Source organism: Pseudomonas sp. UBA5706 (assembly GCF_002419965.1).
Taxonomy (GTDB): Bacteria; Pseudomonadota; Gammaproteobacteria; order Pseudomonadales; family Pseudomonadaceae; genus Aquipseudomonas.
Window position 1 is genome coordinate 46,462 of sequence record NZ_DIHC01000009.1, and the last position, 16,921, is coordinate 63,382.

General features: G+C 59.9%; 21 protein-coding genes. 9 read left to right on the forward strand and 12 right to left on the reverse strand.

The features are described 5' to 3' along the window. Positions 1-40 precede the first annotated feature (40 nt). Together B3I26_RS04920 and B3I26_RS04925 are read right to left on the reverse strand one after the other, a co-directional pair. The gene (locus B3I26_RS04920) at positions 41-1,186 is read right to left on the reverse strand and encodes a PQQ-dependent sugar dehydrogenase (protein WP_296255852.1); all 1,146 of its coding nucleotides are present in this window, start codon (positions 1,184-1,186) and stop codon (positions 41-43) included. 107 nt (positions 1,187-1,293) lie between these two features. Continuing rightward, a complete protein-coding gene (locus B3I26_RS04925) occupies positions 1,294-1,635 on the reverse strand; it encodes a hypothetical protein (protein WP_296255688.1) in 342 nt (113 codons plus the stop codon). A gap of 391 nt (positions 1,636-2,026) precedes the next feature. Here B3I26_RS04925 and B3I26_RS04930 point away from each other — a divergent pair, with 391 nt between their 5' ends. The 3 genes from B3I26_RS04930 (at position 2,027) to B3I26_RS04940 (ending at position 4,625) form a co-directional block, all read left to right on the forward strand. Then, positions 2,027-2,863 (forward strand): AraC family transcriptional regulator, encoded by an 837-nt coding sequence (locus tag B3I26_RS04930; RefSeq protein WP_296255690.1) that lies wholly within the window; start codon positions 2,027-2,029, stop codon positions 2,861-2,863. A gap of 52 nt (positions 2,864-2,915) precedes the next feature. Further along, positions 2,916-3,518, forward strand: a complete 603-nt coding sequence (locus B3I26_RS04935) for a LysE family translocator (protein WP_296255692.1) — start codon at positions 2,916-2,918, stop codon at positions 3,516-3,518. Between the two features lie 105 nt (positions 3,519-3,623). Beyond that, complete coding sequence (locus tag B3I26_RS04940) at positions 3,624-4,625, forward strand: diaminopimelate epimerase (RefSeq protein WP_296255694.1); 1,002 nt, start codon at positions 3,624-3,626, stop codon at positions 4,623-4,625. A 159-nt stretch (positions 4,626-4,784) separates the two neighbouring features. Here B3I26_RS04940 and B3I26_RS04945 read toward each other — a convergent pair whose 3' ends face one another. The 6 genes from B3I26_RS04945 to B3I26_RS04970 all read right to left on the reverse strand — a co-directional run bounded on the left by B3I26_RS04945 (position 4,785) and on the right by B3I26_RS04970 (position 9,649). Next, positions 4,785-5,222 carry a nucleoside deaminase gene (locus B3I26_RS04945; RefSeq protein ID WP_296255695.1) on the reverse strand — a complete coding sequence of 146 codons (438 nt, stop codon included), beginning with the start codon at positions 5,220-5,222 and terminating at the stop codon, positions 4,785-4,787. A 62-nt stretch (positions 5,223-5,284) separates the two neighbouring features. Beyond that, entirely contained in the window at positions 5,285-5,791 is a 507-nt protein-coding gene (locus tag B3I26_RS04950; RefSeq protein ID WP_409522060.1) for a hypothetical protein, read from the reverse strand. A 349-nt stretch (positions 5,792-6,140) separates the two neighbouring features. Next, positions 6,141-7,160 (reverse strand): ABC transporter substrate-binding protein, encoded by a 1,020-nt coding sequence (locus B3I26_RS04955; protein ID WP_296255698.1) that lies wholly within the window; start codon positions 7,158-7,160, stop codon positions 6,141-6,143. A 67-nt stretch (positions 7,161-7,227) separates the two neighbouring features. After that, positions 7,228-7,737, reverse strand: a complete 510-nt coding sequence (locus tag B3I26_RS04960; protein ID WP_296255701.1) for a sigma-70 family RNA polymerase sigma factor — start codon at positions 7,735-7,737, stop codon at positions 7,228-7,230. Positions 7,738-7,913: 176 nt separating this feature from the next. Further along, a complete protein-coding gene (locus B3I26_RS04965; RefSeq protein WP_296255704.1) occupies positions 7,914-8,693 on the reverse strand; it encodes a phosphate/phosphite/phosphonate ABC transporter substrate-binding protein in 780 nt (259 codons plus the stop codon). Between the two features lie 14 nt (positions 8,694-8,707). Next, positions 8,708-9,649, reverse strand: a complete 942-nt coding sequence (locus B3I26_RS04970; RefSeq protein ID WP_296255707.1) for a fatty acid desaturase — start codon at positions 9,647-9,649, stop codon at positions 8,708-8,710. A gap of 113 nt (positions 9,650-9,762) precedes the next feature. Here B3I26_RS04970 and B3I26_RS04975 point away from each other — a divergent pair, with 113 nt between their 5' ends. Further along, the gene (locus B3I26_RS04975) at positions 9,763-10,161 is read left to right on the forward strand and encodes a GNAT family N-acetyltransferase (RefSeq protein WP_296255710.1); all 399 of its coding nucleotides are present in this window, start codon (positions 9,763-9,765) and stop codon (positions 10,159-10,161) included. Between the two features lie 98 nt (positions 10,162-10,259). Beyond that, positions 10,260-11,090 (forward strand): class I SAM-dependent methyltransferase, encoded by an 831-nt coding sequence (locus B3I26_RS04980; RefSeq protein ID WP_296255712.1) that lies wholly within the window; start codon positions 10,260-10,262, stop codon positions 11,088-11,090. A gap of 30 nt (positions 11,091-11,120) precedes the next feature. On the opposite strand, the gene def is transcribed toward B3I26_RS04980, so the two are convergent. The 3 genes from def to B3I26_RS04995 form a co-directional block, all read right to left on the reverse strand. After that, on the reverse strand, positions 11,121-11,660 hold the full coding sequence (def, locus tag B3I26_RS04985; RefSeq protein WP_296255714.1) for a peptide deformylase: 540 nt from the start codon (positions 11,658-11,660) through the stop codon (positions 11,121-11,123). Positions 11,661-11,720: 60 nt separating this feature from the next. After that, positions 11,721-12,737 (reverse strand): YihY/virulence factor BrkB family protein, encoded by a 1,017-nt coding sequence (locus B3I26_RS04990; RefSeq protein ID WP_296255717.1) that lies wholly within the window; start codon positions 12,735-12,737, stop codon positions 11,721-11,723. Between the two features lie 242 nt (positions 12,738-12,979). Further along, positions 12,980-13,171 (reverse strand): CsbD family protein, encoded by a 192-nt coding sequence (locus B3I26_RS04995; RefSeq protein WP_296255719.1) that lies wholly within the window; start codon positions 13,169-13,171, stop codon positions 12,980-12,982. A 252-nt stretch (positions 13,172-13,423) separates the two neighbouring features. Here B3I26_RS04995 and B3I26_RS05000 point away from each other — a divergent pair, with 252 nt between their 5' ends. Then, positions 13,424-13,804, forward strand: coding sequence for a hypothetical protein (locus B3I26_RS05000; RefSeq protein WP_296255722.1), 381 nt, complete (start codon positions 13,424-13,426; stop codon positions 13,802-13,804). A gap of 135 nt (positions 13,805-13,939) precedes the next feature. On the opposite strand, the gene B3I26_RS05005 is transcribed toward B3I26_RS05000, so the two are convergent. Further along, positions 13,940-14,776 carry a CvfB family protein gene (locus B3I26_RS05005; protein WP_296255724.1) on the reverse strand — a complete coding sequence of 279 codons (837 nt, stop codon included), beginning with the start codon at positions 14,774-14,776 and terminating at the stop codon, positions 13,940-13,942. Positions 14,777-15,155: 379 nt separating this feature from the next. Here B3I26_RS05005 and B3I26_RS05010 point away from each other — a divergent pair, with 379 nt between their 5' ends. The 3 genes from B3I26_RS05010 (at position 15,156) to B3I26_RS05020 (ending at position 16,920) form a co-directional block, all read left to right on the forward strand. Continuing rightward, entirely contained in the window at positions 15,156-15,335 is a 180-nt protein-coding gene (locus B3I26_RS05010) for a hypothetical protein (RefSeq protein WP_296255727.1), read from the forward strand. Positions 15,336-15,529: 194 nt separating this feature from the next. Beyond that, positions 15,530-16,015, forward strand: coding sequence for a hypothetical protein (locus tag B3I26_RS05015; protein WP_296255728.1), 486 nt, complete (start codon positions 15,530-15,532; stop codon positions 16,013-16,015). Between the two features lie 161 nt (positions 16,016-16,176). Beyond that, positions 16,177-16,920, forward strand: a complete 744-nt coding sequence (locus B3I26_RS05020) for a TorF family putative porin (RefSeq protein WP_296255733.1) — start codon at positions 16,177-16,179, stop codon at positions 16,918-16,920. Position 16,921: the final 1 nt, after the last annotated feature.

A 16,921-nucleotide genomic window follows, 5' to 3' on the forward strand; every position in this document is an offset into this window, starting at 1 on the left:
TCCTGCACAAAGGCGGGAGCCATATCGATGACATTTTTGCTCACTCAGCCAATCCCACCTTCAGCAACTTCCCGTCGTCCTCATCGGTCAGCACATACAGGTAACCATCAGGGCCTACGCGAACGTCACGAATACGCGAGTTCAAATCGCCGAGCAGACGCTCCTCGTGCACCACCTTGTCGTCCTTGAGTTCAAGGCGAATCAGAACCTGAGCCGCCAGCGCCCCGATGAAGATGTTGTGGTCCCACTGCTTGAACGTGTCCGAGTCGTAGAAGGCCATGCCGCTGATGGCCGGGGATTTCTCCCAGACGTGGAACGGGTTGGTCACGCCTTCGACGATCTTGCCGCGCGACTCAGGGATCGGCTGGCCGTTGTAGTCGATGCCGAAAGTGGAAATCGGCCAGCCATAATTGGCGCCGCGTTCGATGATGTTTATTTCATCGCCACCCATCGGCCCGTGCTCGTTGGTCCACAGGGTTCCGGTCCAGGGGTTGAGCGCGGCGCCCTGCTGGTTGCGGTGGCCGTAGCTCCAGATTTCGGGACGCACGTTTTTCTGACCAACGAAGGGGTTGTCCTTGGGGATCGAGCCGTCGGGGTACAGGCGTACGACCTTGCCTTGCAACTTGTCCAGATCCTGAGCGGTGGGCCGGTTGTTGTTTTCGCCCAGGGCGATGAATAGATAGCCGTCCCGGTCGAAGACAATGCGCGAGCCAAAGTGGTTGCCAACCGACAGTTTGGGCTGCTGCTGAAAGATCCGGGTGAAGCTTTCGAGCTTGGTCATGTCGTCCGACAGCCGCCCACGCCCCGCAGCGGTGCCGCCGGTCTTGCCATCAGCCGCTGCTTCGGCGTAGGTCAGGTAAACCATCCGGTCCTTGGCAAAATCCGGCGACAGTTCGACGTCAAGTAACCCGCCCTGCCCTTGCACCCAGACGTTGGGGACGCCGGAGATCGGCTTGGACAACTTCCCGTCGGGGCTGACCCGACGCAGGGCGCCCGTGCGCTCGGTGACCAGCATGCCGTTGCCATGCGGCAGAAACGCAACCGCCCACGGATGCTGCAAACCGCCCACCACTTCATCCACCGTCAGCGTGCCCTCCTCGCTCTGGTAACGGGCGGCAGACACCTGCCATGACACGCTGCACAGTGCGCTGGCACAGAGGGTGGCGATCAAGGTTTTGCGGATCATGCTCTTACGCAACATGGACGATTCCTTTTGCTGGAGGTGTATCAGGGCCTGCCCTCGGAGCGGGCGCGCAATCCGGCCAAGGCGGTCGATAGACACGCGTGGTCGATTCAGTTGCTGCCGCGCTCGTTGCCGCTGGACGTTCGTGGAGCTTGCTGACGTGTAGGGTAGCCGTTGCCGATGCCGCCGTTTTCCAGGGTCGGCACGCGCTGTGGCGCAGGATTGAGGTTTGGACCACGCGGAGTGGGCGAGATCGACTGCGTGCCCTGCCAGCTGTTGGGATTGGCACGGCGGATGGCGCCGTTGTCGGAATTGTTGTTGCTGCGGTTGGGGTAGCTGGCCGAAGCCAATGCCTGAGGGGATTGCTCAGCACGCTCGCCCGCTTGAACCAAGCCGCCAGTCAATAGGCCAGCCAGGGAGAACAGTGCAAGACGTCGCAGAAAGCTGTTCATCGATTACCTCATGAAGATGGGTATGAATGAGTGGCGATTGCGGTGTTTGACGGCGTGACGGCGCGCAGGTTCGCGGACACGATGAACCAGGCATACGACCGTTCATTTTGTAACAAGGATAGTCAAAGCGACGCGCTCAGCCCGACTGCGCTGTGCTGACGACACGGGTGTGAGATTTTGCTGCCGCTTTGTGCCTGAACGCGGGCTGGCGTCCGTCTGCACCCTTGGCAGAGCAGTTTGGCGGCTGACCGATAGAAGCGGTCGCCGGTTGCACAAATCTTCCAGACCATGCGTTAGGCTGCCGGTAACCTGAGCCATGCTTGGGCGTGCTGTTATCGAGAATGCCCGCCACTATCGCTACGACCCTGCCGCCTCTTTATCAGGAGCCCTCATGCCCGAACGCAACTGGATCGATCTCAAGCAGGACGCGCTGTCCGGCATCGAGACGATGCGCGCGCATTTCGAGGGGCACGCGTACGACCCGCATTGGCATGATAGTTATCTGGTGGGTATCACCGAACAGGGTGTGCAGCAGTTCAACTGTCGCCGTCAACGGCACAACAGCACACCGGGCAAGGTGTTCTTGCTGGAGCCCGGAGACCTCCACGACGGTCATGCACCCGAAGCGGGTGGCTTCACTTATCGCACGCTGTACCTGGACCCGCAGTGGATAGAACGCGAGCTGCGCGCGCAATTCGAAGAGGCCCCAGACAACGCGCAACTCAGCTTCGCAGCGACGTTGGCCGATGACAGTCGCCTGTCCTCGGCCACCGCCAAAGCGTTCGAAGCGATGCATAGCCAGGAGCTGCGCATCGTGCGCCAGACCGCGCTGGACACCCTGCTCTCAAGCGTGACCCGCCATCTGCACTGGCGCGCGCTGATCAACCCCGATCCCCGCCTGCCGCTGGTGGCGCAACGGGCGCGCGACTATCTGCACAGTCACCTGCATCAGGACATCGGACTTGACGATCTGGCCAGGGCGACCGGCGTTGATCGCTTCCGTTTGAGCCGGGCCTTCAAGGCTGCCTTTGGCCTGGCGCCCCATGCCTACCTGATTCAACTGCGCCTGACTCGCGCCCGGCGCTTGCTGGCCCGCGGCGAGCTGCCGGTCAGCGTCGCCGCCGCATTGGGTTTTGCCGACCAGAGCCATCTGGGCCGCTGGTTCCAGCGTGCCTATCGCATGACGCCCGCCGACTACCGCAAACGCTGCTCAAATCTTCCAGACTGACAGCGCTCGCGCGGCGATCATCGCTGCCTGATCAATCGCTGCCGAGTTGCCCATGCAGACCTTCCTGCCCTTTGTGCTGTTTGCCTTCGTCGCTTCCATTACACCCGGTCCCACCAACATCCTGGTGCTGACCCACAGCTCGCGCCATGGACTGTTACGCACGCTGCCGATCGTGCTCGGTGCCTGTGCGGGCGCAGCGTTGCTGGTGCTGCTGGTCGGCACCGGGCTGGGCGATGCGTTGGCGCGCCACCCTTACGTGCAAACGCTGATGGGGTGGACCGGCATCGCTTGGCTTACCTGGCTGGCGTGGCAGATCTTCAGCGCGCCGGCCGAAGCCATAGAACCTGAAAAAGCTGCCGCCGGGCCGCAGCTGGGGCTGTGGGGCGCGGCGGGCCTGCAACTGGTCAACCCCAAGACCTGGATGATGGCGCTGGCCGTGATTAGCGTGTTTGCAGGTACCGACGCCGATCGCACGCTGCGGGTGATGGGGATGTCGCTGGCCTTTTTTATGATATCGATCCCGTGCATGAGCGCTTGGGCGTGGCTGGGCGTGGGCGCCGCGAAGTTCTGCCGCTCGGCGCAGAGCATGAAGCGGTTCAATCAGGGAATGGCGCTGCTGTTGGTGGTCTCGGCAGGTTTGACGTGGGTGGTGTAGCCGCGTAAACACCTCAGCCGTCAAGGCACGCGTCCATTGGCGGGCAGTCATGCATCGCCCGGCATGATTTAATGCAAGGTTCGAACGCCGACCCCGGACCCTGCCATGGCCCCTTCCTACGATGCTCGCGGCAACATCTACGCGGTGATTTCTCCCCAGGCCCTGCGCGCACTGGGGGTGAACGTGCCCGAGACCGCCGCTGACGCTGCGCTGGCTCGCCGCAGCTGGGCGCCCCATGCGATCGCTGCGCTCTGCGACTGGCCCCCGGGCAAGCGTCCTGCCGACAGCAAGGCGCATCGCTCGGACGGCTTGCTGGTCGGCCCTTTTCAGCACGCAGCGCCGTTCGATGTGCTGATCCTCAACACCGACGGCACACTGGCCGAACGCAGCGGTAACGGGCTGACCATTTTCTCTCAGTCGCTGGCCGACAGCGGGCTTACGCCGGGTGGCCAGGGTTTCCTGCTGAATGTGCATCATGATCACGAGGATTCAGCCAGTCCTTCGCCCACCGGGGTGGTCCCGGCCGTTTTGGACGGTGTTGCGGGCTTCTGGCTGGACATCGGCACACCGGGGTTCGGTGCCGTCGCGGTTGGCGCCAAAGGACCGGGCGTCGGCGACGCGGTGATCAACGACGCGCCGGTCAATCGGGTCGAGCGCCTGGCACGTCTTCATCCCGACTGGCGCACCAGCGTATTTGTCAGGGTGGGCAACCCGCACTGCGTCACGATGGTGGCCGATGCCACTGCTCTGCCAGGTTTCGCGGCGCTTCACGATGCGCCGCTCAACGAGGCTCTGACGCGGATCGCGTTTGCCGCTGGTGAGTTGGGTGAGGGTGACCCGTGCCCGGCTGGCATCAACCTGCAATGGGCTGCGCGGCTGGCGCCGAATCGAATCATGGCGCGAGTGTTCGAACGCGGCGAAGGACCGACCGCTTCCTCCGGCACCAGCGCCAGCGCGGTGGCATCAGCCGCGTGGCTTAGCGGTTGGGTCGATGCAGGCATGGTGCAAGTGGTCATGCCCGGAGGCACCGCGCCTGTGCGTTTGGTCGAAGAGGACGGGCAACTGCGACAGGTGCAGCTGTTCGGCCAGGCACACCTGCAGCATTGACACGGTACAGCCATACGATCAGCCATCCTGAGGGCAAGTGGCTGTTGAACAAGCCGTCCCGTCCTGTGATGGGCAGGCAACCGACCTGTAAAAAGACAGGCTCGTCCCATGGGTCAGGATGGTTCAACTGCCAGGCATTGCGCGCGGTATGCCGGATCGCTACTCGCCGATATCCTCGTTCCACAGTTCAGGCTTGGCGGCGATGAACTGTTTCATCAGCCCGGCGCAGGTCGCGTTGTGCAGCACGTCCACCTGCACACCCCGTGAGCGCAGCAGTTGTTCCTCGCCCATGAATGTCTCGTTCTCGCCGACGATCACCTTGCCAATGCCGTACAGCAGGATCGCCCCGCTGCACATCGCGCAGGGCGAGAGGGTCGTGTAAAGCGTTGCTTCGCGGTAGACCCTGGCGGGCTGGCGTCCGGCGTTTTCAAAGGCGTCCATCTCGCCGTGCTTGATCGCACTGCCTTGCTGAACCCGGCGGTTGTGGCCGCGACCAATGATCTTGCCGTCGTGGACGATGACCGAACCGATCGGAATACCGCCCTCGTCGAGCCCTTTTTGCGCCTCATCGATGGCCGCTTGCATAAATGGGTCCATGGTTAACTCTTCCCCGTGTGAAGCAAAAGAATGTCCCGAGTCTTTTACAAAGACCGGAAAGCTCAAGGCTTGGCTTTTTTCAGCGCATTGTCCAGCGCGGTCGATACATAAACCTTGAGCAGTTCGCTGGAGCGGCTCTTCATGTCCATGCCGACATCACGCTGCTTGACGCGGAATTTATTAGCGACGTCCGGTGGCGGGTCACCGGCGTCGAGCGCTGCCAGTTCTTCGGGCGAGAAGGAAGCCGCATAGGCCGCAGCGAGATTTCGATCCCACTCCTGCTGGTATTGCGGTTGCAGGTATTGCAGCTCGTCCTGGACAATTTCCTGCGCCTTGGTCCGCCCGATGGTCTCAACGATAGTGGTGAAGGTCACCGTGCGTGAGGCCACCTGATACCCCAGCCAGCCCAGGCTCTCGCCCAAATGCCGATCCTGCACGAACGACAGTGCGCTGGACGACAGGGCGGGTGTCGTGGTTGCTGCCTGCTCGGGCGGCGCCTCCTCAGCCCGCGCCATACCCGGCGCATGAATCAGTAGCCCCAACCCCAGACAGGCGACCGTCTTGAGCATCGTCAACGCGGTTGATCTGCTATCTCCCATGTCCTCTCCCGGCGACTTTTTATGTGTGTGATCCACTCACTGAGTGCCTGGTGACGCTAGCAGTTGAGTAACGCATTGCCAGCGGACCCGCCCGCCGACACACAGCAGCGAAGCTGCGTTCAGCATTCTGACCGCAGGATCCGGGCAAGGTTGGAGGAAAAGGCCAGGGGAATTAGGGCGTGTCGATGGGCATGGATCGAGGGGCACAGGATGAAGCCACTGAGCCGTGTAATAGCTCTGGTTGCCGACGGCGGCGACCTTGAGGCCACCACCGCCGGCAAGCCGCCACGCTACGGGGGATTAGCGGTGATAGATCGCGTCAGTCTCCAAGACCCGCCGTTACCTTCTTCGCCACGTCAGCCGGCACCCAAGGCGTCCAGATTTGCGGATGATCCTTAAGGAAGGTCTTGGCCACCGCAGTGGGTTCCAGGCGCTTTTCGCTCATCTGGCCCAACGTCTGGTTCAGTTGATCGATTGGCAGGTCAACCTTCTGAAAGAAGCTCACCAATTCCGGGTATTGCTTTTGGAACGGGTCCGACACGCCGATTGCCAAATGCGCGGCTAGTGAGCTGGAACCGATCGGGTTCGGATTGCTGGCATCGGCCAAGGTCTTCCACGCCGCTTCGTTGAATGGCGGCTCTTCAAGCTTGATCAACTTAAAGCGACCCAGCAGTGGCGTGGGCGACCAGTAGTAAAACAACACCGGTTTGCCGCGCTTGATCGATGACGCCACCTCCGCGTCCAGCGCAGCGCCAGAGCCGGTGCGGAAGTTCACGTAGCTGTCGTTGAGCTTGTAGGCCTTAAGCTTTTGCGTGTTGACGATTTCCGACGTCCAGCCGGTCGGGCTGTTGAGGAAGCGGCCCTTGTCTGGCGATTCCGGGTCCTTGAACACGTCTTTGTACTTAGGCAGGTCCGACACTGACTTCAGGTCCGGCGCCAACGGCTTGATCCCTTTCTCGGGATCGCCCTCGATGACGAATTCCGGCACCCACCAGCCTTCGGTCGCGCCCTTGACGACATCGCCCAGGCCGTGAACCTTGCCTTCGGCTTGCGCCTTGACCCACGCTGGGCTGCGCCCTGCCCACTCCTCACCGATCACCTGGATGTCGTTCCTGGCAAGTGCCGCCTCAAGACTCACCGTGCTGCCTGGCAATTTGTCGGTGGGGTAGCCGTAGCCTTTCTCGACAATGGTGCGCAGGATTTCGGTGATCAGGCTGCCGCTTTCCCAGGTGATGTCGCCAAAGTGAATCGGCGCGGGCTTTTCTGCGCTGTAGGCAGATTGCGTCAGAACCGTCAGCGCCAGCAGCGAGCCGCCCAGCAGGTGTTTGATCAATGTCATTGTTGTCTCTCGTGGTTGTCGGCTCGGGAATGGAAAAGGCCAAGTAGGGTTTAGCACAGCACACGCCTCATTCCAGACAAGCGCGAACGCAGCAGGTTTCGGCTTTTTCCATGTAATCACTGACCGACCGCGAAGAAATGCCCAGTTGCGTAGCGATTTCGGGGTAGGTCAGGCCGACGCTGCGCGAGAGCAGGAACGTCGTCCTGACCTTGGGCGGCAGGCGGTTGAGGCGGCGGTCGATACGATCCAGCATCTGCAGGGTAGCGGCCAGGCTTTCCGGGGAAGGCGCGTCGGCGTGCTCCTCGACGACCAGGCCATCGAGATACATCCGCTCCAGGGCCCGGCGACGCCAGCGTTGGTAGATCAGCCGTTGGGCAATGGTGCTCAATAATGCCCGAGGCTCGCGAATCGGCACCACATTGGGCGCGGCGAGCAATTGCAGGAAGGTTTCGCAAGCGATGTCCTCGGCACTCTCAGGCCCGTCCAGGTGGCGACGCAAGCGCTCGCACAACCAGGCGTAATGACGCTGAAATAGTTCGCCGAGCAGGTGGCGGTGGGGCAGATCGACGCCAGACATAACACTTCCCTTGGCATGAATAATCGTGCAGCCCGAAGGTGCGGCTGAGTTCATGCTAGCAAGGGGTTTTATGCATTAATAATATTTAAAGATGCTGGTTATAGATCGCGAAAGAATAAAAGACCCACGTCCACGGGGCTCTCTTTAGCATCGACGCGTGTTGGCAAGCGCCGCAGCTATAAGGTGTGAAGACCCAACGCTTGCGCCTGAGCCTGATAATCCAGCAAAACCTGATAATCCGACTCGCTGGCTGGCAGCACCTCGGCAATCGCCAATACCTTCGCCATCGTCGGCGAGTCCTCCAGTGCCTGATTCATTGCCTGCCGAACCTGCTCGCCATCAGCGCCTGACCGGGTGATGTAGGGAAGGCACGGTGCGTTCGCCGTGTGGCCAATCACCCTCAACCCGGCAATTTCGTCGCTGTGGTCGCGGGCCAGATAATCGAAGGTAACGCTGTCGATCGCCGCCAGATCCCCGCGACCTCCCTTGATCGCTGCCAGGCTGTTGCGATGCCCGCCGGTCAGCGAAACCTGTGCAAAAAACCGTCCCTCTCGCTGCAACGGCGCCAGCGCGTGGCGAAACAGGTTCATGCCGGAATTGGAGTCCCGGGCGTTGAGCAGACCGTGGCTGCCACGAAAGTCCTCAAGCCGTTGACGGGGATCGTCCGCCCGCGCCACCAGCACGCTGCAATGTTGACCGCCCGCGCTGTTCGGTAACTGGTAAACCGGGCGCCCGACCACCTCGACCTGGCCGCGCAATAGCGTCATCAGCGGATAGCCGCAGGTCTGGGTCAACACTAACTGCGGGGACAACCAGAGCTGTTTGAGATCCAGCGCCTGCGCATCCCGCCGTTCGACGCCGAGCCGTTCGAGCACGCGGCTGAGCCACTGCTCCTGGGCCTGGCGCACACGCTCGGGGGCGACATACATCTGTAATTCGGCGAAACCCTGAGCCATGTGCAATACCGGACCTAGACGTAAGGATGTTGAGGACTGTCCACAGGATTGAAGCTGTGGCGACGAAACAGTTCAACATATCCGGGCAACAGAAAATCACCGCTGCGTGCCAGCCACTGTTCGCGGCGATCGCGATAGACCTGAGGAAGGTGGTACCAGGCCAGCCCTGGCAGGTCGTGATGCACCAGATGCAGGTTCAGATTCAGAAACAGCCAGCGCCACGGCCACGAGGCTTCGTTGATCACCGTGCGTTGATGGCAATGTTCGGCCGGTCGATGCTCGTAGTACGAGCGCACCATCGATATCGCCAGGGCAGGCACACTGATCAGCAGCACATACTGCAGACTCGACAAGGCGCTGTAGCGCTCGATGAAGGCGAACATCAACCCGAGGAAAACCCCGTGGGTAGCCCACATGGCCCAGGCTTGACGCTCGCCACGCAACAACCGCGCGAACTCGCTGGCTATCAGACTGCCCAGGGCCAACGGCACGCCGAACAACAACCGCCCCGGCGGGGTTTTGTCGAGCCAGCGCAGCAGGCGCATGAGAGTGCCGGTGCGCTGCCAACTCAACTGGCTGAGGTAGCGGCTCTCGGGATCCAGGCCAGGAACCGTCAGGTCTTCATCGCGGTGGTGGCGCATGTGGGTGTCGCGATAAAGCGTGTAGGGATACCACACCGCAAACGGCGCATAACCCAGCATTTTGTTCAGCCATGGCCGGCGCGTGGGGTGGCCGTGCAGCAGCTCGTGTTGCAGCGACATCCACAGCACGGTCAACGGAATCATCAGGACAGTCGTCGGCCAAACGCCCAGTCGCGGGCTGAGCAGCAAAAGCGCTGGCCAGGCGGCATATACACCGATCAACAGCAGCCACGTCGGCCATTCCGTGCGGCCGATAAAACTTGCGCGCAGACGGGCGATCTCTTCACGTTGGGCGCTGTCGAGGTAATGGGCCATGGCCGTTCCTGCACTGGGCTGATACCAACTTGTGTCCCGGCGACGCAAAATGTTGTAGATCGATTGGTTATGACGGTAGAACCAACCCTCGAATATCACATGAGCCATGCCTTATGCAGTTTCAGCCCTTGCCCTCGCTTCAACGCCCGCTGCTTGAGAAGTTCTACAAGGCCCATCGTTCCGGCATGCGGGCCAGGGGCGAGTCGCAGGGGTGGGTGGCCAAGGATGGAGAGATCGTCGCAGCGCTCTGCATGACGCCGCTTGGTGGCGGGCATTGGTTGACCGGGTTGTTCGTCGCGCCGGACCAGCGAGGACAGGGCGTCGCCAGCGCCTTGATCAGTGCGGCGCTCGGCAGCGTCGAAGGAGGTGTATGGCTGTTTTGCGACCCGGCCCTTGCGGGGTTTTATCAGCGATTGGGCTTCGTCGAGACTGTCGATCTGCCGCAGGCACTCGCCGTTCGCCTGACCCGCTACAGGCAGACCAAGCCCCTGCAGGTATTGGTTCGCCCTTAGATCCATTTTACGCGATTGACCAAACCAAATGTGCCAATCGCCAGCCACCCCACGTGCTAGCCTCGGTCATCACCTCCGGCCATTGAAACGGGATGCTCATGAAACCAACGCTAATCGCTTTCTCTTTCGCCGCACTGTTCGGATCGACCGTGGCGACGGCGGCCACGCCCGCCCCCTCTTCGAACATTAGCCACGAACAGTTCGCCACGGTGCTCAAGGGCGACTGGCGGGTGCCGCAGAATGCTGCGCGCGATCAGTACCGTCATCCGGAGCAGACGCTGCGTTTCTTCGGCGTGCGCAATGATCAGACTGTCATCGAAATTACCCCCGGCAACGGCTGGTACAGCGAATTGCTGGCGCCGTTGCTTAAGGCCAAAGGGCATTACGTCGTGGCGATCGTCGACCCTTCGGTCAGCGATTACGCCAAAAAGGCCGCAGAGCGCCTCAAGCAGAAATACGCGGCTGACCCTGCACATTACGGCAAGGTCGAAGTGATCGAGTACCGGCCCAAGGCGCCGGTGTTGGGCAGCCCTGCGTCCGCCGACACGGTCCTGACCTTCCGCAACGCACACAATTGGGTCGACGCAGGCAACGAAGTGGCGACGTTCAAAGCGTTTTATGACGTGCTAAAACCGGGCGGGACGCTGGGTGTGGTCGATCATCGGGCCAAGCCAGGCACAACCGCCAAGGACAACGAGAAGAATGGCTACCTGCCCACCGATTACGTGGTGAAACTGGCACAGGACGCAGGCTTCAAACTGGTGGGTGAAAGTGAAGTGAATGCTAACCCCAAGGACACCAAGGACTATCCCGATGGTGTATGGACGTTGCCGCCAATATTGGTCAAAGGTGAGCAGGACAAGGCGAAATACCTGGCCATCGGTGAATCGGACCGGATGACGCTGCGGTTCATCAAGCCGGCGAAATAGCCGCGCGTCGGCATACCGATAGGGCAGCGCTCAATCATCCGCATTCGGGTCCATGTCGGGGAATAGCACCTCGGTGAAGCCGAAGCGGGTGAAGTCCTTGACTCTGGACGGGTAAAGCCGGCCAATCAGGTGATCGCACTCGTGCTGCACCACCCGCGCATGGAAACCCCGCGCCACGCGCTGGATACGCTTGCCGTCGGGGTCGAAGCCTTCATAGCGAATGTGTTCGAAACGCTCCACCACACCGCGCAACCCCGGCACTGACAGGCACCCCTCCCAACCTTCTTCCAACGTCGGCTCCAGTGGCGTGATCAGCGGGTTGAGCAGAATGGTCTGAGGCACCGGCTCGGCGTCGGGATAGCGCTCGCTGCGCTCGAAGCCAAAGATCACCAGTTGCAGATCGACGCCAATCTGCGGCGCCGCCAGCCCTACCCCGCCGACACTGCGCATAGTCTCGAACATGTCGTCGATCAGGGTCTTCAGCTTAGTTGAGCCGAACATTGATTCAGGTACGGGCGGCGCGATGCGCAGCAGACGCTCGTCGCCCATTTTCAGGATTTCACGGATCATGGAAGAACCTCTGTCCAAGGCAGATGCGCCATGCGAAGGCGCATCCTGCCACAGGAGCGGTCAGAACTTGTCGGTCTTGAGCGGCTGCAGCGACGGTACATAGTCATGAGCATGGTCATCGTCATGATCATGGCTGTGATCACGACCCAGGCCGGACACCTGCGGATTTTCCTGCGCCACGTCAGGCTCGGCCTCTTCACCACCGTCGCCTGGGACCTTTTCGCCTTTTTCCTTGCCCTCGTCGGACAAGTGCTCAATCACCGCATTCATCTCCGCGCCCAGCAGCAACACCGATGCGGAAATGTAGAAATACAGCAGCAGCACGATGATTGCGCCGATGCTGCCGTACATGGCGTCGTAGTTGGCGAAGGTCTTCACATAATAAGCAAACCCCAGGGAAGCGACGATCCAGACGACCACCGCCAGCACCGAGCCTGGCGAGATGAAGCGAAACTCCTGCTTAACGTCCGGCATGACGTAATACATCATCGCCACCGAAATCATCAGCAGCAGGATGATCAACGGCCAGCGCAGGATGGTCCACAAGGTGACGATGAACTCCTCCATGCCGATTTGCGCCGCCAGCCAGCTCATTACCTGAGGCCCTGTCACCATCAGCGCCGCCGCCGCCAGCAACATCCCGGCAAACCCTACGGTGTACAGCACCGACAGCGGGATACGCTTCCACACCGGTCGCTGCTCAACGACGTCGTAAGCGGCGTTCATCGCACTCATCATCAGGCGCACCCCCGCCGATGCACTCCATAACGCAATGAAGATACCGACCGAGAGCAAACCGCCTTTGGACTCTTGCAACTGGTCGATCACCGGGTTGACCTGATCCAGCGCCTGCGGTGGCAGCACCAGCTCGGATTGCAGGCGCAGCCAGCTGAAGAAATCCGGCAGATGCAGAAAGCCGATCAGGGCAATGAGAAACAGCAGAAACGGGAACAGCGAAAACAACATCTGGTAAGCCAATGCAGAGGCGTACGTCGACATCTCGTCATCGAGAAACTCTTTGACCGTTCTGACCAGCACCGTGGTGACACGCAGCCGGCGCAAATTCGGGAATATCATGGCGTCTCCTTCGCGACGTAGACGTATTTGAAGCACATTTACCTATACGAGCAGGCAAATGCTTTGAAATTCCGTATGCCCTGCATAACGGGTCGGGCTTTTTACATTCAGTTAAGCACTTTTGCCAGGCCCAAAACGTTTCAACGCATCTTCGACCGGACACAATAACGGCCATCATGGGATGGCCGTTACGGATGACACTTTGATTCGCTCGAGGCAGTCAGCCCCAAGTGCACAGGCGGTCACGCCTTATCAACGCCCTTCTTCACAGCGTCTTTTGCGTCGCCGACTTTCTTTTGCACTTGACCTTTGAGTTCCTGCCCCTTGCCTTTTGCTTCCAACTCAGGGTTGTCGGTTGCCTTACCTACGCCTTGCTTAACTTTACCGACTGCTTCGTTTGTCGCGCCTTTGACTTTATCGCCAGTGCTGCTCATCGTTGTCTCTCCTCGGTAAGAATCAGGTGTCATAACCTCGACATAAGGATTGACCGGGCGCCGTTCCCGAGAGTTTCAAATATTTTTCCAGCAGCTCGTACGCGCTGACTGCGCTTTTCGGCCCGGTGCGCGAGTTTTGCCTTTATGTTTACCCGACAACCCCGGAGAATGCGCGGCCGAGCCGGTGGTGGCTATCCTGCAGGTCAGCGGATGCATAGCCAGGCACATGAGACAGAGATTCACAGGAACGTTATGAAACTCGACAAACAGCAGGCCATTGCGCGCCGCAACGAGCAACTGGGCGGCGCCGTACTGGGCACCAACAACACCCATTTCGCGGTACTGGACCCCAAACGCAACATCTGGTGGTTCGATCTGCCGGTCATCCGGCTCGCGGTCGGCCAGTACGAATGGCTGCACCTTCTGTTGCACACCCCTAGCACCAATGAACTGATCCACCTGAAAGTCACGACCAAATTCCTGCGCGAGCAAAAGGACGGCGTCGTGATTCGCAACGAAGGCAAACGCAAATCCACCGTCAGCCTGGAGCTTTCGGCGGACAAGGATTCATACCTCAAGGACATGCGTCCGAATGGGGCGAATCTGAGCTTTGCAGGGTTCGTGCAGAAATAGATTCACCACCTCGCTGCGCCCACCTATCGTGCAGCCACGACCTTGGCGCCAAGCCGCTCGCGATAGCGCCACGCCGTGTTGAGGGGTAGCGACCGTAGCCGCCCCCCGAGCGAGCTGCGCCGCTACAGGCCGGTGTCAGACCAGCTCGATTCTATCGGCATGAATCACGATCTGGCCCTGCTTGTACAGCGCGCCAATGGCCTTCTTGAAGTTGCCCTTGCTGACGCCGAACAAGTTGCTGATCACCGCTGGATCGCTCTTGTCACTGACCGGCAGGACGCCATCGTTCTGGCGCAACTTGTCGAGAATCTTGGTGTTGAGGCTGCTGGCCAGTTGCTCACCGACCGGCTGAAGACTCAGGCTGATGTTGCCATCGCTGCGCACTTCCTTGATAAAACCCTTTTCCTGTTTGCCCGAGCGCAGGAATTTGAACACTTCGTTCTTGTGAATCAGGCCCCAGTGCTTGTTGTTGATGATGGCCTTGAAGCCCATCGCGGTTTCTTCAGCCACCAGCAGGTCCACTTCCTGACCCACTGCATAACTGGCTGCGACCTTGTCCAGATAGCGATCCAGCCGCGTGGTGGCAGTGATGCGGCGGGTATGCTTGTCCAGGTAAACATGCACCACGCAGTAGTCACCGGCCTTGAGCGGACGCTTTTCTTCGGAATATGGCAGCAACAAATCCTTGGGCAGCCCCCAGTCCAGGAAAATACCGATGCTGTTAACCTCGACCACTTTCAGACTGGCGAACTCCCCCACCTGAACTTTTGGTCGTTCCGTGGTGGCGATCAACTTGTCATCGCTGTCCAGATAAACAAAGACGTTTAACCAGTCTTCATCTTCACTGGGAATATCTTTAGGAATATAACGATTGGGCAGCAGTATTTCGCCGTCCTGCGCACCGTCAAGGTATAAACCGAAGTTAGTATGTTTGACCACTTGCAAACTGTTGTAGCGCCCGACTAAAGCCATGTCCAAATACCCTCATTGCGTGGGCGGCATTCTACCCGAGTTTGTGCTGATGTTGCCGGACATGCGTGGGGGCATCCCAGAGCCGTGGCGCGGCCCTTGAAAACCAAGGTTTTGCCACCGAACGCCTGCAAACGGATAGGGCACAAGGTCCATTCGTCAGGTGAGCATCTTGCGGCGCACGCCTGTTTGCAGAAGAGTGACCGCTCGGATAAGTGAAGAGTCGGCAATCAAAACAGGCATTTAGCGGCGCCGTGAGACACATGCCTTGCGTCGCGGGTATTAACCGTCTACGGTGGTGCGCCGATAATTACCAAGCAATTTCGCGCGCATTCCGATAAGATGGCCGGCCGTATTAATTTTATATAGGTTAATAGCAGCCATGCGCGTAAAAGCATCCAACTCGAAAGCCAAGCCAGCTCCAGCCGTTGAGACCAGCGATTCGATCAACGCACAAATTGCAGCTTTCCTGAAATCCGGCGGCGAAATTCAGCAGATCGCCAAAGGCGTGAGCGGCCAGACCTTCGGCGCTTCGAAACAGATCTCCCTCGGCAAAAAGTAAATTTTTCCCCGCCTCCGCGGTCGACATCCAGGCGCTTTGATCGCAAGGCGCCAGGTCCATCGACTGATTCGTTAAGCCTGCTTCTGCAAAGCTCTGCTTTACTGTCCCGACATAGCCACTCGTCCCGAACTGACTGGCAATGCGACAGACCGGACGATGCCCTGAATGACCAGACATCTCTGTGGAACCCCGACATGAACAAATGGATGTTATTCGGCGCCCTGCTCTGTCTTGGCCTGGGCGGTTGTGCGACACACGGTTGTGACAATTCCACGCCAGGCAGCAGTTGCCGGGCCGATTACCTGCTTTATCAGAACGACATGCTGCAAGCCAAGTGGATCATCAACGAGCGGCGACAGGAGAGCTACGAGCTGGCCAGCGCCTTGCTCACCCGTGCGGCAGAGCATGACCAGACCGGAGAGGCCCAGTTTTATCAGGCGGTGTTGTTGCTGCGCCTGAATACGGAAGGCTCTCGGGTGCATGAGCTGCTGCAGGAGTCGGCCGATTACCATTATCCACTGGCCATCGCCTTGCTCGCTCAGTTGTCCGGCTCTGTGGATCAGGAAAAGGCCCGGGCTTATCGCGTCAAATATGATGAACTGGACGTCGCCAAGAGCGGTTACCCGTCGTTTTCCCAGGCGCTGATCGTCGTCAATAAGCTGATTTCGCAGCACGACTGACTTCTAAGGCCGGTTTTTTGTGCCATGAATCGACCAGCGGTCGATTCATGTCGGCATTCGCCGGTATGCTTGCGAGGCTCTAGCTCGCGGTTCCTATCAGGCCCTCGGCATTTCGATACGACACCTTCGATCCACTCCTCTGAATCTGACAGGAGTGAAGCATGCCCAATGCTCGCTGTTTTTCACGCTGGTCCGGCGCCCTGCTGACCGGCGCAATGCTCGTACACCAGTGCGCCAGCGCTCAGGTGCTTGAGCGTGAACTGGGAGATTTCAGCCTCAAGCTTGGCACCACACCGAGCCGGACCATGGCCCAAGGCCTGGTAACGCCAAGCAGTGGCGATTCAAAATTCCATGGCGGGTTGGACCTCACCCACGAAAGCGGCTTCTACATCGGACAATGGTCACCCAGCGCCGGACTGGCGCCGGATACCAATCTTGAGGTGGATTCCTACCTGGGCTTCAAGAAGCCGTTCGACAAGACACTCGGCTACGAACTGGGGGTGATTCGCTACAGTTACCCCAATACCAGCCAGATCGACAGTCATGAGCTGTACGCCGGTTTTCGCATCTTCGACAGCCGCATCGGCACCGCCGTCAGCACCGACGCCGGGCGCCAGGACAGCAGCCTGTTTCTCGACCTGGGTGGCCTGGCGCCGCTGGGCCTGGACCTGCGCATGCAATACGGCAATCACCAGCTCGACTCCCCTTCAGTCATCGACGGTGGCGGCGTAGTCAGTGCCTACAATGACTGGTCGTTCAATATTTCCCGTCCGTGGCTGGGCATGGACATGAACCTGATGTACAGCGGCTCCAGCCTGAGCGGCGCCGATTGCAGCGCCTACAGCGGCCACAATACGCAATGCGAAAGTGCGGTGACGCTGAAGATAGTGCGCTCGTTTTTCTGAT